This window comes from Saccharopolyspora sp. ID03-671 (assembly GCF_045278815.1).
GTDB classification, from domain to species: domain Bacteria; phylum Actinomycetota; class Actinomycetes; order Mycobacteriales; family Pseudonocardiaceae; genus Saccharopolyspora; species Saccharopolyspora ipomoeae.
In genome coordinates, this window is the sequence record NZ_CP134054.1 from 2856106 (window position 1) to 2870318 (window position 14213).

The following is a 14213-nucleotide window of genomic DNA, read 5'->3' on the forward strand; positions in this document are numbered from 1 at the left end:
AGCCGTTCAATCGTTCCCGTCGGCCCATCACATTCGGCCGCGGGAACGAACCCCGCTCACCCGGAATGCCGATCACGACCCACCATGCCCGCTTGAACGACTAGCATGTTGATGGGTTTCTCGTTTTCCGAATGGTGACCGCACGCCTTTCGGGCTTCGAGAGGGTTTTCCTGCGCGCACCTAGGGAGAATTCGTGGCCGACATTCCCCGCCAAGCAGCACACCGCACCGCCAAGCTCGCCAGCCTGCCACTGGGCGTCGCCGGACGGGTCGCCGCAGGCTGGGGACGTCGCCTGACCGGCCAGAACGCCGCCGAGATCAACGCCGACGTGGCCGCCAAGACCGCTGAGCAGCTGTTCGCGGTGCTCGGGCAGCTCAAGGGCGGGGCGATGAAGTTCGGGCAGGCGCTGAGCGTGTTCGAGGCCGCCGTGCCCGACGCGATGGCCGGCCCCTACCGCGAGGCGCTGACCAAGTTGCAGTCGGCGGCGCCGCCGATGCCGACCTCCAGCGTGCACCGGGTGCTGACCGAGCAGCTGGGGTCGTCGTGGCGCAAGCGCTTCGCGTCGTTCGACGACGAGCCCGCGGCCTCGGCCAGCATCGGCCAGGTGCACCGCGGGGTGTGGCACGACGGCCGCGAGGTGGCGGTCAAGGTCCAGTACCCGGGTGCCGACGAGGCGTTGCGCTCGGACCTGCGGCAGCTGATGCGGTTCTCCCGCGTGTTCCAGTCGCTGGCGCCGGGCGCCGAGGTCAAGCCGCTGCTGGAGGAGTTGCAGGAGCGGATGGTCGAGGAGCTCGACTACCGCATCGAGGCCGACAACCAGCGCACGTTCGCGAAGGTCTTCGCCGACGATCCCCGGGTGGTGGTGCCCGCGGTGATCGCCAGCGCGCCGAAGGTCGTGGTGACCGAGTGGGTCACCGGAACGCCGTTCGCGAAGATCATCGCCGAGGGCGAGCAGGCCGAGCGGGACCTGGCCGGGCGGCTGCTGGCGGAGTTCCACTTCTCCACCCCTGCGAAGGTCGGGTTGCTGCACGCGGACCCGCACCCGGGCAACTTCATGCTGCTGCCGGACGAGCGGCTGTGCGTGATCGACTTCGGCGCGGTGTCGCGGCTTCCCGGCGGTCTGCCGCCGACGTTCGGCAAGATGATCCGGCTGGCGCTGCAGGACAAGTCGATCGAGCTGCTGGAGCTGCTGCGCGAGGAGCGGTTCGTCCAGCCCGACCAGGAGTTGCACGCCGAGGACGTGCTGGCCTACCTGGCCCCGTTCGTCGACCCGGCCCGCACCGAGACGTTCCACTTCACCCGCAGCTGGCTGCAGCGCCAGGCCGAGCGCGTCTCCGACCTGCGCGGCCAGGACTTCCGCACCGGCCGCCTCCTGAACCTGCCCCCGGACTACCTCCTGATCCACCGGGTCACCCTGGGCGCGACGGGCATCCTCTGCCAGCTCGACGCCGAGGTCGCCACCCGGGACATCATCGCCGAGTGGCAACCCGGCTTCGCCGAAGCGGAGGCCTGAACCGCAGGTCAGCTGGGCTTGGTGCCGACGTGGACGGTGTTGGCGCCGAGGTAGTGGAGGTCGTCCCGGTTTCCGGCGTAGTGCTCGCCGTCGGGGTCGAGGAGCTGGTCCAGGATCTCGACGTCGGCGGCGGGAAGGCGTTCGTCGGCGTCCCGGCGGAGCATCGCCAGCTGGCGGATCGCGGCGGCGCGGCCGGTGTCGTCCAGCGGGGCGGGGCGGTCGATCAGGTAGCTGAACGACGTCGCCTCGACGAGACCGGCTTCGGTCATGGCCTTCGACCAGCCCATCGGGAGCCGGACCGCGCCGTCCATCTCGGCGCGCATCTTCTGGAACCACTGCTCGCTCGCGTTGAGCAGCCGCGCTTCCAGGCCGGGTTCGCCCTGGCCGATGTCGGCGGGCAGCACCCGGGTCTGCAGGCCGAACTCGACGACGGCGAGCCGCCCGCCGGGCTTGACCAGCCGGGCGAGCCTGCGCAGCCCGGCGAGCTGGTCGGGCAGGTGATGCACCACGAACGCCGCGTAGACCAGGTCGGCCTGCGGGGTGGCGCCGGCCTTCTCGATCTCCTCGGCGAGGGTGTCGGCGGCCGCGTCGGCGCGGACCGTGCGGACTTCGACGCCGTCGGCGGCGGCCCGCTCCCCCGCCGCGTTGAGCAGCTGCTCGGCGGTGTCGACGATCGTCAGCTGCGCGTCGTCGCCGTGCGCCGCCAGGGTTTTCGCGATGATCGCCGCCGTGCCACCGGCTCCGGCACCGATCTCGATCACCGAGCGGTCGTCGGGTCGCAGGAGTCTGCCGATCACCTGCGTGATGTCGGGTGCGATGAAGTCGTCGGCCGCGCGAAGCCGTTGCAGGTGCGCGTCCCAGTCGATGTTGTCGTGCGAATGTGCTCCCACGAGCCGGAACACTAAACCCGGCGCGGCGAATCACGCACGTTCGTTTGCGGTTCCAGCAAAGAGCGACGAGAGTGCGTCGGCCGTCGGGGAGGGAAGTTTTCATGAAAACCTCCCCACCGACACGACGGCCGACGCGGCATCCGCGAGCGCGCGATCACGTGAGTTCAGCGCTGCTCAGCGGCTTCGGCTCTCCTCGTCGCGTAGCGGGCCAGGGCCCGCCATCTCCGTCCGGCCGTGAGCGAGCGGGCTTCGCGTTGTCGCTCGGCTTCGGCCAATCTCTCCCTGCGGTGTAATCGCAGGAGTTCCTCGGTCGGGTGCATGCGCGTCTCCAGAGCGTTCGGCTGGATCAGGCTGATGGTGTTCTCGCTGGTCATGCTGCTTGCTCCTGCTTGCGGGGTCCGGTCTCCTCCGGACGCGGGTGCTTGCGCGGGCGACCGCGCCTGCGCTTGCGGGCCACGACCTCGCCGCGCTCGAAGATCTCGCCACCCCAGACCCCCCAGGGTTCGCAGCGGTCCAGCGCGCCGGCCAGGCACTCGGTCTTGATCGGGCAGTCGCTGCACAGGACCTTGGCCTGCTCCAGGTCGGACGGGTTCTCGGCGAACCACAGGTCCGGGTCCCGGCGGCAGGGCAGGCGGCGCTGCAGCGATGAGGCCGAGGGTTGCTCGGGCTCGAACTGCGAGTCCACGGCCGACTCGGGTATCGGCACACTCGCGGTGAACATACGACTTCCTCCAGTAGTCGATGGCAGGCGAATCGTGGTTGTGGATGGATGTGGTTGTGGATGTGGATCAACCCGAAGCACAAAAAGGCCGCGGACCTGTGTGCAGGTCCGCGGCCTTGTGAAAAGCCTGGGGCTCTCCTAGATCAGCGGATCCAGGAAGTGCCAACGGACCGAAGTGCACGGGTGCTGCGGGGTCGCCGGGTTGGTGCGGTAGCCACGCGGCTTCTCGACGCGCAGCTCATCGGCGAAGGGCACAAAGGTGCCCGGGAGCAGCGAAACAACCCCGGCCATGAAGGAACGCGGGGCGTCGTTGATGATCTCGAAGATCTTCACTGTCCCCACCTCCTTCTCGGTCTCGGTCGGCCAAAGCGGACTCTCGGCCCGCGCGTGTCTACGAGGTTATGTGCCGGGCCCCAGAAGCCGCAACACATTTTTGACCTGCGATTTCGCTAGTTCACCCGGTTGATCAGGGCGAGCACGTCCCCGCCGAACTTCTGGATCTTGCTCGCGCCGATGCCGGAGATGCCGACCAGCGCCGACTCGTCGGTGGGCCGCTGCTCGGCGATCGCGGTCAGCGTCGCGTCGGTGAACACCACGTAGGCGGGCACCTTGAGCTGCCGGGCGCGTTCGCTGCGCCAGGCCTTGAGCTGCTCCAGCAGCGTCTCGTCCACGTCGGACGGGCAGTCCGAGCAGCGTCCGAGCTTGATGTCCATCGTCCTGACCAGCGTCGTCGAGCACACCCGGCACTCGGGTTTGATCGTGGCCGCCTGCCGCGCGGGCGGCTGCGGCGGCTTGGCCTTGCTCGGCAGCGCGGCCGGGTGCCCGTCGGGGACGAGGTTGTAGATGAAGCGGCTGCGGCGGCGGAACCGCTTGCCGCCCGCCCGGGCCAGCGCCCACGACAGGTGCAGGTGCTCGCGGGCGCGGGTGACGCCGACGTAGAGCAGCCGCCGCTCCTCCTCCACGGCCGCGTCGGTGTCGGCGTGCTGGATCGGCAGCGTGCCCTCGACGAGTCCGGCGAGGAACACCGCGTCCCACTCCAGGCCCTTGGCGGCGTGCAGCGAGGCGAGGGTGACGCCCTCGACGGTCGGCGGGTGCTGGGCCTCGGCGCGGGCGTCGAGCTCGGCGACGTAGCGCTGCAGGTCGGCGTCCGGAACCGTGCCGACCAGCCCTTCGGCGAGTTCGACGAGCGCGATCAGCGATTCCCAGCGCTCGCGGGCGGAGCCGCCGGCGGGCGGCTCGTCGGTCAGGCCGACCTCGGCGAGCAGTTCCCGCACGGTCCCGGGCAGGTCGGTGGCATCGGTGTCGCGGGCGATCGCGGTGCGCAGGGTGGCCATCGCCTGGCGGATCTCGGCGCGGGCGAAGAACCGCTCGCCGCCGCGCACCTGGTACGGGATCTCGGCGTCGGACAGCGCCTTCTCGTAGACCTCGGACTGGGCGTTGACGCGGAACAGGATCGCGATCTCCGACAGCGGCACGCCGCGCTTGGCCAGCTGCGCGACCTTGCGGGCGATGGCGTCGGCCTCGTCGGTCTCGTCGTCGTACTCGGCGAAGTCGGGGCGCGGGCCGTCGGGCCGCTGGCCGACGAGCTTGAGCCGGGTCCCGGCGGGCCGTTCGCGGGCGGCGCCGATGACCTGGTTGGCCAGGCCCACGACCTGCGGGGTGGAGCGGTAGTCGCGTTCGAGGCGGACCACGGTCGCCTCGGGGTACTTCCGCGGGAAGTTGATCAGCCACTTCGGGGAGGCGCCCGCGAAGGAGTAGATGGTCTGGTTGGCGTCGCCGACGACGGTGAGGTCGTCGCGGTTGCCGACCCAGGCGTCGAGCACGCGCGCCTGCAGCGGGTTGACGTCCTGGTACTCGTCGACGACGAACGACCGGTACTGGCTGCGGAACTCCTCGGCGACGTCCTCGCGGTCCTCCAGGATCGCGGCGATGTGCAGCAGCAGGTCGTCGAAGTCGAGCATCTGCGCGCCGCTCTTGATCCGCTCGTACCCGGCGAAGGCCTTGGCGATCAGCTCGGGCAGGATCGGCGTCTCACGACCGGCCTGCTGCGCGGCGGCCGGGTACTGCTCGGGGCTGATCAGCGAGGACTTGGCCCACTCGATCTCGCCCGCGAGGTCGCGCACGTCCTCGCGCTCGGTGGACAGCCCCAACCGGTTCGCGGCCTGCATGACCAGGCGGAACTTGTTGTCGGTGAGCTGCCACATCGCCATGTCGTGCACGCGCGGCCAGAAGTAGCGGAGCTGCCGGAAGGCCGCGGCGTGGAAGGTCTGGGCCTGCACCCCCGCGGCGCCGAGCTCGCGCAGCCGGGTGCGCATCTCACCGGCGGCGCGCGCCGTGAACGTCACGGCCAGCACCTGCCGGGGCGTCACCAGCCCGCGCTGGACGAGGTAGGCGATGCGGTGGGTGATGGTCCGGGTCTTCCCCGTTCCCGCACCGGCCAGGACGCACACGGGTCCGCGCGGTGCGGTGACGGCCTGCCGCTGCTCCGGGTCCAAACCTTCCAGGAGTCGCGGTTGATCGGCCATGCAGGCATCCTCGCAGACCCCCGACCCCGCCCAGCCGATACCCACCACCGTGTGTCGCCCAGATCGCGTCCCCACGACCTTGACCAGCGCGGACGGAGACGAATGTCGCGCGGATTCCCGCTCGGGATCCGCGCGACACCCGAATCGCCCTGCCGGCGGCGGCTCGTCAGGGCTTGGTGGTGGCCCAGCCCTTGATCATGCGGTAGGCGATGGAGACGCTCGGGGGGAGGCGGACTCCGTCGACCGGTTCTCCTCCGGCTTCCAGGGCGGCGAGGATCGTGTCGCGGTGGACCCAGCGGGCCTCCTCGATCTCGCCGTCGGCGGGGACCAGCGGGGCCTCCGGGTCGGCGATGGCGGCGAAGCCGAGCATCAGCGACCGCGGGAACGGCCACGGCTGGCTGCCGAGGTAGCGGATGCCGGTGCACCGGACCCCGACCTCCTCGGCGATCTCGCGGGAGACGCAGGCCTCCAGCGACTCGCCGACCTCCACGAACCCGGCCAGCACGGAGAACCGGTACTTCGGCCAGATCGGCTGGCGGGCCAGCAGGACCTGGTCCGCGCCGTCGCTGACCAGGCAGATCACCGCCGGGTCGGTGCGCGGGTACTCCTCGCGGTCGCAGCCCGAGCAGCGCCGGGCCCAGCCGACCTTGACGCGGGTGGTCGCCGCGCCGCAGACCGCGCAGTAGCGGGCGTTGTCGTGCCAGCCGAGCAGTCCGACGGCGGTGGTGAGCAGGCCGGCGTCGGTGTCGTTGAGCAGCGCGCCGCCGGTGCGCAGGTCCCGCCACTCGTCGGCCGCGCCGTCGTGGTCGGTGCGCAGCGCCCAGTAGCTGACGTCGTCCTCGACGCCGAGCAGCACGGCGTTCGGGGACGGCCGTTCACCGAAGTCGACGGCCGGCTGCACGACGAGCCGGGAGTCCTCGTCGATCTGGGTGCGCCCCTTGGCGTCGACGAGGACGACCTTGCCGCTGTGCCACAGCTTCGCGCCGCCGTCGAGGGATTCCCGCAACTCCTCCCGGCGGTCCACTGTGGACCGCGAGAGGAGGGGCGGGGAGTCGAGCTGGAAGCCCGCACCGGCGAACACTTCGCTGGTCATTCTTGCGCTCCATCCGGTAACCGGGTCATGGCAGCTCCACGCCGCCGAGCAGTCGCAGCTGGTCGGCGAGCTTGTCGGCGTCACCGACGACGACGCCGGTGAACGCGGTGGGAGCGAACAGCTTCGCCGCCTCGGCGACCTGCTCGGCGGTGACCTCGCGCAGCCGCTCGGGGTGCGCGGTCAGCCAGTTCTGGTCCAGGCCCGCCGAGGCCAGCGCGGACAGCGTCGAGGCCAGGCCCGCCTGCGAGGCGGTCGAGGTCAGCAGTCCGCCGATGGCGTACTGGCGCGCCGACTCGACCTCGGACTCCGTCGGCGGCACCAGCGACAGCCGGGCGAGCTCGTAGCGGGTCTCCAGCAGCGCGGCCGCGGTGACCTCGCTGGCGGTGTCGGCGTCGACGAGCAGCGTGCCGTTGCCGCGGGTGAACTCGAACGACGAGTGCGCGCCGTAGGTGTAGCCCTTGTCCTCGCGGATGTTCTCCACCAGCCGGGAGGAGAAGAAGCCGCCGAAGACGAGGTTGGCGATCTGCAGCGCCGGGTAGCGCTCGTCGGTGCGCGCGAGCGCCTGCGCGGAGAAGCGCAGCTGCGACTGCACGGCCCCGGGCCGGTGCACGAGCCGCACGTTCCCGCCGGTCACCGGCGGCAGCGCGGGCAGTTCGTGCGCGGATTCCGAGGAGCTCCAGCCGGACAGGGCCCGCTCGACCTCGCCGGTGACGGCGTCGGGATCGATGTCGCCGACGAGCACCAGCACCGAGCCGCGCGGCAGCACGTGGGAGCGGTGCAGGGCGCGGACCTGCTCGGGCGTCACCTGGGCGACGTCCTCGGCCTCGGGCACCTCGCGGACGTAGGGGTGGTCGCCGTAGCGGTGGCGCTGCAGCTCCTCGCGCGCGATGACGCGCGGCTGCGAGCGGGCGACGCCGATGCGCTCGACGAGGCGGGCGCGCTCGGCGTTGATCTCGTCGTCGGTGTAGGTGGCGCCGGTGAGCGCGTCGGCGAGGACGTCGAGCAGCGTGTCCAGGCCGCTGGCGAGGGAGTCGCCGGCGATGCTGAGCCGCTCGGGGTCGACGACGGCGTGCAGGTCGCCGCCGACGGCCGCCAGGTCGGTGTCCATCTTGACGCGGTCGCGGCGTTCGGTGCCGGTGAGCAGCGTTTCGGCCAGCACCTCGGCGGTCGCCGGGTGCATCGCGTCGTCTCCGGCGAACGGGATGCGCAGGCGCATCTCGACCATCGGCACCTGGCCGTGGCGGGCGGCGATGACGCGGAGCCCGTTGGCCAGGACGGTGTCGACGACGGCGGGGGCGACGCCGGTGCGGGCCTCGCCCAGCGGCGGCAGCGGCCGCGGGCCGAGCTCGGTGCGGCCGATCTCCTCGGCGCTGCGGTGCGTTGCGCGGGTCATGCCGCACCTCCGTTCTCGTCACCAGCGGGTTCGATCTCGAGCACGGCGCGGGCGTCGGAGCGCAGCTCCTTGGCCGCGTTGGCGACGTCCTGGGCGCGGACGTTGCCGATCCGGTCGGGCAGCTCGGAGATGAGCTCGGCCCGGCCGTGCAGCAGTTCGGCGCTGCCGAGGTCGAGGGTGCGCGAGACGACGCGGTCGTTCTCGCGGTGCAGCGAGGCGGCCCAGCGGGCGGTGACCCGGTGCAGCTCCTCCTCGGTGGGGCCTTCGGTGGCGAGCTTGTCGAGCTCCTCGTCGATGGCCCCGATCACGCGCTCCACCCCGACGTCGGGGGTGTGGATGGCGGTGAAGGTGAAGGTGTCGGGGTCGCGCGCGTCGAGCGGCGCCCCCATCAGGCCGGTTCCGGCGCTGACGTCGACGACGAGGGCTTCGCCGTGCACCAGGCGCTGCTGGAGCCGGGAGGCGTCGCCGTCGGAGAGGATGCCGGAGAGCACGACGTTGGCGAGGTAGGCGTCGAGCTCGCCGACCGGGTCGGGCAGCCGGTAGCCGAGCGCGACGGCCGGCAGCGGCGCGTGCGGGTCGGCGTGCTTGCCGCGGACCTCGCTGGTGGGGAACGGCTCGCCGAACGACGGCCGCTGCGGGACGCCGCGGGCGGGGACGTCGCCGAAGTGCTTCTCGATCAGCTTGATCGTCCGGTCGACGTCGAGGTCACCGGCGACGGTGAGCACGGCGTTGCCGGGCGAGTAGAAGGTGTCGAAGAAGGCGGCGCAGTCGTCGACGGTGGCCTGTTCGAGGTCGGTGAAGTCGCCGTAACCGTTGTGCGCGTTGGCGAAGGTCGAGTACAGCACCGGGGGGAGCAGGATCCAGGGGAAGCCGCCGTAGGGGCGGTTGAGGACGTTGAGCCGGATCTCCTCCTTGACCACGTCCACCTGGTTGGCGAGGTTCTCCTCGGTGAGCTTGGGGGCGCGCATCCGGTCGGCTTCCAGGAACAGCGCGCGCTCCAGGGCTGCCGAGGGCAGGACCTGGAAGTAGTCGGTGTAGTCCTGGTGCGTCGAACCGTTGAACGTCCCGCCGGAGCCCTGCACGTGCCGGAAGTGGGCGAGTTTTTCGAGGCTCTCGCTGCCCTGGAACATCAGGTGCTCGAACAGGTGCGCGAAGCCGGTGCGCCCTTCGGGTTCGGAGCGGAAGCCCACGTCGTAGTGCACGCTGACACCGACCACAGGGGCCTGCCCTGACGACTGGCCCGCTGCCGAGTCCGGTGCCAACACCACGCGCAGCCCATTGGGCAGAGTGACGCGATGCAGCTGGGGTTCGACCATGTCGTGCAGCCTACGTGCGGGCTGTCAAGCCGCGCGTGCCCCCTTCGAAGGCCTTCGGCGTGTCGGGCGGCTCGTCCGGGGCGTCCAGACGACAACCGGAGTAACGCCGGGTGGGCCGTTGACCTGCCCGGATGCGACATACCGACCAGCCGGAACGGACTCAGCCCGCGCGGACCTGATTGATCAACGAGTTGATCTCGTTTCCGATCATGCGAGCGTCGGCGGGCAGCAGCGCGTAGAGCGGTTCACCGGTGCTGCCGCGTTCCACACGATCGAGGTACCGACCGTCCGGTTCGACGTTGTCGAACCAGGACACGGGCTGCGTGCGGCGACGCCGACCGTGCTGGTCGCGCAGGTTCGCCGCGATCTGGCCGAGCCGCACGTGCTCCGCCTTGCCGATCCGCTCGTAGAGCTCGACCTGCTGGTCACCGCTGCTGCCGCGCTGCCGGGTGGCGGTCTGCATCATGCTCGACGGGTCGTAGTCCTCGATCTGCTCGCCCTGCAGCGAGGAGTGCGGCACCCGGATCGGGCCGTAGCTGCCGGGTTTCGCGGGCGGGAGCGTGCCGAGCACGACGCCGGGAAGCGGCGCGTTCTGGTGCACCTCGACGGTGAGCAGCCCGCCGCGCTTGGGGTCCTCGCTGGGCGCCTGCACGCCGAGCACCACGCGATCGCCTTCGGTGAACACCGCGACGGCCCGCCAGCAGTGATCGCTGCCCGGCTGCGGGAACCACATCGAGTCGACCCAGAGGTACGGCGTCGCAAGCATTTTCAGGGCGTCCACCAGCGGGGGAACGACCTCGTCATCGGCGACGAGGCCGGCCGCCTCCATGTTCGGCAGCTCGGCCTTGCCGATGGCTCCGAACTGGTCGGCGGTGCGGCCGAAGGAACGGGTGCTGATCGGCAGCGTCAGGCCGTCGATCCGCAGGTACTTGAGCACGATGTCCAGGTGCACCGGCGACAGCTGCCACCGACCCAACACACTCACTTGAGCTTTCTCCCACTCGTGGAAGCAGAAAGAGATTCGTGCACGGGGTGGGGGAAGTTTTCATGAAAACTTCCCCCACCACCGACACCACGGGAAAAGTCCGTTCTCGCGCGGAGAACGGTCGTGTCGTTCAGCGAACGACGGTCAGATCACTCGCCGAGGACGGGCGGTGCAGTCTTGGGCATGTCGTTCATCCACACGTCGTCCTGCTCTTCGAGCCAGGAGGGACGCTCGTGCTCGTCGTCCTCGGAACCCTCACCGCGACGACCCGCACCGGCACCCATGCCGCCCACGCCACCGCGACCGGCGGCACCACGACCACCGGCACCAGCGGCTCCGGCACCCGCACCGGCTCCTCCGCCGAGGCCACCGGCCCCGGCCCGACCACCGGCGCCCATCCCGGCACCGCGGCCCCCGGCACCGGCTCCGAGGCCCCCGGCACCGGCTCCGAGGCCACCGGCCCCGGCCTTGCCACCGGCACCCATGCCGGCTCCGGCGCCGAGTCCGGCTGCGAGACCCATGCCGCCGCCACCGGGCACTCCGCCACCAGGCGTTCCCCCTCCGGGCAGACCCCCGCCCGGGAGGCCGCCGCCGGGCGGGTTCGCCCAGGCGGTTCCGGTTCCGGCGGGACTCGTGCCGCCCGGGTAGGCGCCACCGCTGTAGCCGCCGCCGGGGATGCCGCTGCCCGCTCCGCCGGGCACGCCACCGGAGTAGCCGCCACCGGCACCGGAGCCCGCCCCGGAACCACCGGGGACGTTGCCGCCGTTGCCCATGCCGCCACCCCAGTCGGTGCCGCCGGGAGGCGGAACCGGCGGAGGGTTCGCCGTCGAGCCGTCAGGCGCGGTGTACTGCGGCATCTTCGCGTCGACCTGCGTGAGCGTGGGGCTGTACACCCGCCCCATCGTCTCCTGAGCGGCCTTCTCGGCCTGCTCCTGCTCCTCCATCTGGGAGAGCGCGTTGATGCCACCGCCAGCCAGGCCGAACGGAATCGCCGAAGCCGCAGCTTCACCCCAGCTGAACCCCTCGGGTTCAGGCACGAGGTTCTTCGACTGACCGGCAGCATCCCCAGCAGCCTGGAGGTTGTTGCCGGTCATCTCGAACGCGTCCGCACTGGCTTTCATCCAGTCAGAAGCGGGCTTGCCGACCTCGGCAGCAGAGTCGGCAGCTTCACCCTGCCAACCGCCACGAACGATATTGGAGAGCTCGGTATGGTACTTCTCGCCACGCTCGCGAAGCTTTTTGGCGATCGTGATCCACGCGTTCGCGACCTCGCCGACCTTACCTGCATCGATCGACTCGTGGTTGGTCTTGTAGATCTCTGCATGACTGAATCCACCCCAGTTAAGGCACTGGGTAATGGCAGGCGAGTCGTACGAGTTGACGTTCAGGCCTGAGTTCTCACGCGCAAGCGCTGCCTGCTGCTGTTGGGCAATCCTCTGTGCCTCGGCAGTGTGCTCCTTGCGGTCCTCCTCCGCCTGAGACTCCCAGCCGAAAGCAGGAGAAATAGCGTTTTCAAGCGTGTCGAATAGCCCCATAGCTCCCCCTGATCATTGAGGCAAACGTGAGGCCGTTTGGCCAACAATCTTCTCGGTCTCAGCACACGGATCTGCGACCGAATCCCGCATCGCACCATCAAGCATGTAGATCGCAACACCGCCGCCTGCGTCCACGAGAGCAGTGCAGCTGCCTTGCCCAGTGGCTCCAGTCTCAAGCGCGATCGCTGCCGATCGACCACCGATCGTCTTCTTCTGGTAGCTGTCCCAAGCACCGCCCGTCTCGTAGGAAGCGACGGTCTGGTCAACGTTCTTCTGGAGAGAAATGGTCTGCTTCTCTCCCTCCCACTCACAGCCTGGTTCCGACGGGATGGGCGAAAAGTCTTTGCCCTGCGTCGAGACTCCGTATGACGTCAACTCATCAGGCTGGAAGAAGGTGCACGGGTCGAAGCTCGCCAGTGCCTTACCCGGGGCTTGCGTCTCCGAAGGGCCGTTGCCATCCGGCGTTCCAGAACTACCTCCGGTGCACGCAGACAAGCCGATCAGCGCAGTACTTGCGCTTGCCACGATCAGCGCCCGAGAAAACTTCACTGCATACCTCGCCTAAGGTCGTCGGCGTTCTGTTCATCCGTAGCGCGGTAGTCCTTGGCTGCGCCGCGGAATGCTTCAGCTTGCTTCTTCAGCTCATCCTGCATGTCACGGATGAGCTTGATGACACCCGCTTCACTGTCACCAGCCTTGTCCTCGAAGCGCTTCGCGAGCTGCTGGCCGTCTTGATAGTTCCCCAGACCCTCGACACGGGTGATAGCTCGGCTGTAGCGAAGCAAGCTCGTAAGCTCTTCGATCTCTTCCTCACAGCGCTTGGCCGCGTTCTCGGCAGCCTCAGGGTTCAGCGCGAGCTTGCCTGCACCGACCTGCGAGTTGATCCACTGCGTCTGGCCGCTGACGGCCTTGAGGCCTTCCTTGGCGGCGGCGAACCCACCCTCTGCGCTCGTCATCCCAGATCCTCCGGACCCTGTGATCCCCCATGAACCGTGGTTACTTTAGCTCGACGCGCCCGCGCGCGTAACGGTTCCACGGAATCTGGACAAATTTGATCCGGGCTACACTCCGGCCCCGGTCACAGCGCCAAGATCGCCTACTCGGCGGAGCGGAAGCGGTCGCTCTTGAGCCCGCTCAGGAACGCGCCCCACTGCTTCTCCGGAACCCGGAGCTGACCACCCTCCGGGTTCTTGGAGTCACGGACAGCGATCGAGCCGGAAGCCTGCGCCACCTCGACGCACTTCGTCGCCGAGCCGCTTCGGCTGCTCTTCCGCCAAACGAGATCAGTCATGAGTCAGACCTTCCGCCAAGTCGTCGAGGAGCGCGATGGTCGCCCGCTCATCGAGCGCCGACTCCCAAAGTGCGTCCCGCACTTCAACATACTGTCGCGCAATCTCGAAGTCAGTAAGGAAGCGACCACCTTCTCGGTTCTCCATATAGACGTAGGTCTCCAAAGCAGCGAACTCGTACAACGCAAAGGTTCCATCCAGACCCGCGTGAGCCCCCGCAGATGCCGGGATGACGCGCACATGCACGTTCTTCCGCACAGCTTCAGAGGCGATCTTGCGCAGCTGCTCTCTCATCACCTCAGGCCCGCCGATGTTGCGCCGAAGCACGAACTCATCGAGCAGAAACCGCAGTTCAGGCCCCTTTGGCCTGGAGAGCAGCGCCTGCCTACCGATCCGCGTGGAGACCCTTCGCTCAACCTCCACCTGCGGGCGATCGACCGTGCAGAAGATCTGCCGCGCGTACTCGGCCGTCTGCAACAAGCCAGGCACGAGGGCGATCTCGAACTCCGTCACCCGTCGCGCCTCGGTCTCCAGCAGCATGATGTTCGCAAGCTGGTCCGTGTACTTGTCTCCTGACGGCAGGTTGATGGTCGTGCCGTCGTTGGACTCGGCCTTGGCCGTGAGCAGGTCGCGCATCTCGCCGGTGGCGCCGTACAGGTCGCAGAGGGCGGCGACCTCCTCGGGGGTCGGGTAGCGGACTCCGGTTTCCGTCCTGCTCACCCATGCCGGGCTGGTGCCCAATCGCGTGGCCACCGTTCGGGTGGACATTTTCGCGCGCTCGCGCAGGGTTCGGAGCTCCGCGCCGAGGTTGACGCGAAACAGTCGGGATCTCGCCGACACCCTGACCTCCGGGGAGATGCGTGAACGGGTCCCCGTTTCGAATTCCGTTGCACCGCTTCGATTCCCGGGGAAACGTTTCACTGGTGGATGAACTGCCGAAACGAACCTAACTT

Annotated in this window: 15 protein-coding genes; 1 reads left to right on the top strand and 14 read right to left on the bottom strand. The window is 69.3% G+C overall.

All coding sequences use genetic code 11. The features are described 5' to 3' along the window. Nucleotides 1–193 precede the first annotated feature (193 nt). Nucleotides 194–1513, top strand: a complete 1320-nt coding sequence (locus REH65_RS12865; protein ID WP_406692598.1) for an ABC1 kinase family protein — start codon at nt 194–196, stop codon at nt 1511–1513. Nucleotides 1514–1521: 8 nt separating this feature from the next. Here REH65_RS12865 and REH65_RS12870 read toward each other — a convergent pair whose 3' ends face one another. From REH65_RS12870 to REH65_RS12935, 14 genes are all read right to left on the bottom strand, one after another. After that, a complete protein-coding gene (locus tag REH65_RS12870) occupies nt 1522–2403 on the bottom strand; it encodes a class I SAM-dependent methyltransferase (RefSeq protein WP_406692599.1) in 882 nt (293 codons plus the stop codon). A gap of 164 nt (nt 2404–2567) precedes the next feature. After that, nucleotides 2568–2777, bottom strand: a complete 210-nt coding sequence (locus tag REH65_RS12875; protein WP_281456351.1) for a hypothetical protein — start codon at nt 2775–2777, stop codon at nt 2568–2570. After that, nucleotides 2774–3124: a WhiB family transcriptional regulator gene (locus REH65_RS12880; RefSeq protein WP_281456352.1), complete on the bottom strand. Its 351-nt coding sequence runs from the start codon at nt 3122–3124 to the stop codon at nt 2774–2776. Before REH65_RS12880 ends, REH65_RS12875 begins: the two co-directional genes overlap by 4 nt. Nucleotides 3125–3262: 138 nt before the next feature. Beyond that, nucleotides 3263–3457: a hypothetical protein gene (locus tag REH65_RS12885; RefSeq protein WP_406692600.1), complete on the bottom strand. Its 195-nt coding sequence runs from the start codon at nt 3455–3457 to the stop codon at nt 3263–3265. Between the two features lie 116 nt (nt 3458–3573). Further along, a complete protein-coding gene (locus REH65_RS12890; protein WP_406692601.1) occupies nt 3574–5649 on the bottom strand; it encodes an ATP-dependent DNA helicase UvrD2 in 2076 nt (691 codons plus the stop codon). 166 nt (nt 5650–5815) lie between these two features. Next, the gene (gene nudC / locus REH65_RS12895; protein ID WP_406692602.1) at nt 5816–6742 is read right to left on the bottom strand and encodes an NAD(+) diphosphatase; all 927 of its coding nucleotides are present in this window, start codon (nt 6740–6742) and stop codon (nt 5816–5818) included. Nucleotides 6743–6767: 25 nt separating this feature from the next. Beyond that, nucleotides 6768–8135 (bottom strand): M16 family metallopeptidase, encoded by a 1368-nt coding sequence (locus REH65_RS12900; RefSeq protein ID WP_406692603.1) that lies wholly within the window; start codon nt 8133–8135, stop codon nt 6768–6770. Beyond that, a complete protein-coding gene (locus REH65_RS12905; RefSeq protein WP_406692604.1) occupies nt 8132–9451 on the bottom strand; it encodes a M16 family metallopeptidase in 1320 nt (439 codons plus the stop codon). The genes REH65_RS12900 and REH65_RS12905 overlap by 4 nt, the downstream gene beginning before the upstream one ends. A 160-nt stretch (nt 9452–9611) precedes the next feature. Next, nucleotides 9612–10436 (bottom strand): ESX secretion-associated protein EspG, encoded by an 825-nt coding sequence (locus REH65_RS12910; RefSeq protein ID WP_406692605.1) that lies wholly within the window; start codon nt 10434–10436, stop codon nt 9612–9614. Nucleotides 10437–10585: 149 nt separating this feature from the next. Then, nucleotides 10586–11971 carry a PPE domain-containing protein gene (locus REH65_RS12915; RefSeq protein WP_406692606.1) on the bottom strand — a complete coding sequence of 462 codons (1386 nt, stop codon included), beginning with the start codon at nt 11969–11971 and terminating at the stop codon, nt 10586–10588. A gap of 12 nt (nt 11972–11983) precedes the next feature. After that, complete coding sequence (locus REH65_RS12920; protein ID WP_406692607.1) at nt 11984–12520, bottom strand: DUF3558 family protein; 537 nt, start codon at nt 12518–12520, stop codon at nt 11984–11986. Then, on the bottom strand, nt 12517–12927 hold the full coding sequence (locus tag REH65_RS12925; RefSeq protein WP_406692608.1) for a hypothetical protein: 411 nt from the start codon (nt 12925–12927) through the stop codon (nt 12517–12519). Before REH65_RS12925 ends, REH65_RS12920 begins: the two co-directional genes overlap by 4 nt. A gap of 140 nt (nt 12928–13067) precedes the next feature. Further along, entirely contained in the window at nt 13068–13262 is a 195-nt protein-coding gene (locus REH65_RS12930) for a DUF397 domain-containing protein (protein WP_406692609.1), read from the bottom strand. Continuing rightward, entirely contained in the window at nt 13255–14100 is an 846-nt protein-coding gene (locus REH65_RS12935) for a helix-turn-helix domain-containing protein (RefSeq protein ID WP_406692610.1), read from the bottom strand. Before REH65_RS12935 ends, REH65_RS12930 begins: the two co-directional genes overlap by 8 nt. Nucleotides 14101–14213: the final 113 nt, after the last annotated feature.

What these genes read in the sequence shown, in the direction of transcription:
- REH65_RS12875 (WP_281456351.1), bottom strand. Translation starts at nt 2,777, where the DNA reads ATGACCAGCGAGAACACCATCAGCCTGATCCAGCCGAACGCTCTGGAG.
- REH65_RS12880 (WP_281456352.1), bottom strand. Translation starts at nt 3,124, where the DNA reads ATGTTCACCGCGAGTGTGCCGATACCCGAGTCGGCCGTGGACTCGCAG.
- REH65_RS12890 (WP_406692601.1), bottom strand. Translation starts at nt 5,649, where the DNA reads ATGGCCGATCAACCGCGACTCCTGGAAGGTTTGGACCCGGAGCAGCGG.
- nudC (WP_406692602.1), bottom strand. Translation starts at nt 6,742, where the DNA reads ATGACCAGCGAAGTGTTCGCCGGTGCGGGCTTCCAGCTCGACTCCCCG.
- REH65_RS12900 (WP_406692603.1), bottom strand. Translation starts at nt 8,135, where the DNA reads ATGACCCGCGCAACGCACCGCAGCGCCGAGGAGATCGGCCGCACCGAG.
- REH65_RS12905 (WP_406692604.1), bottom strand. Translation starts at nt 9,451, where the DNA reads ATGGTCGAACCCCAGCTGCATCGCGTCACTCTGCCCAATGGGCTGCGC.
- REH65_RS12915 (WP_406692606.1), bottom strand. Translation starts at nt 11,971, where the DNA reads ATGGGGCTATTCGACACGCTTGAAAACGCTATTTCTCCTGCTTTCGGC.
- REH65_RS12925 (WP_406692608.1), bottom strand. Translation starts at nt 12,927, where the DNA reads ATGACGAGCGCAGAGGGTGGGTTCGCCGCCGCCAAGGAAGGCCTCAAG.
- REH65_RS12930 (WP_406692609.1), bottom strand. Translation starts at nt 13,262, where the DNA reads ATGACTGATCTCGTTTGGCGGAAGAGCAGCCGAAGCGGCTCGGCGACG.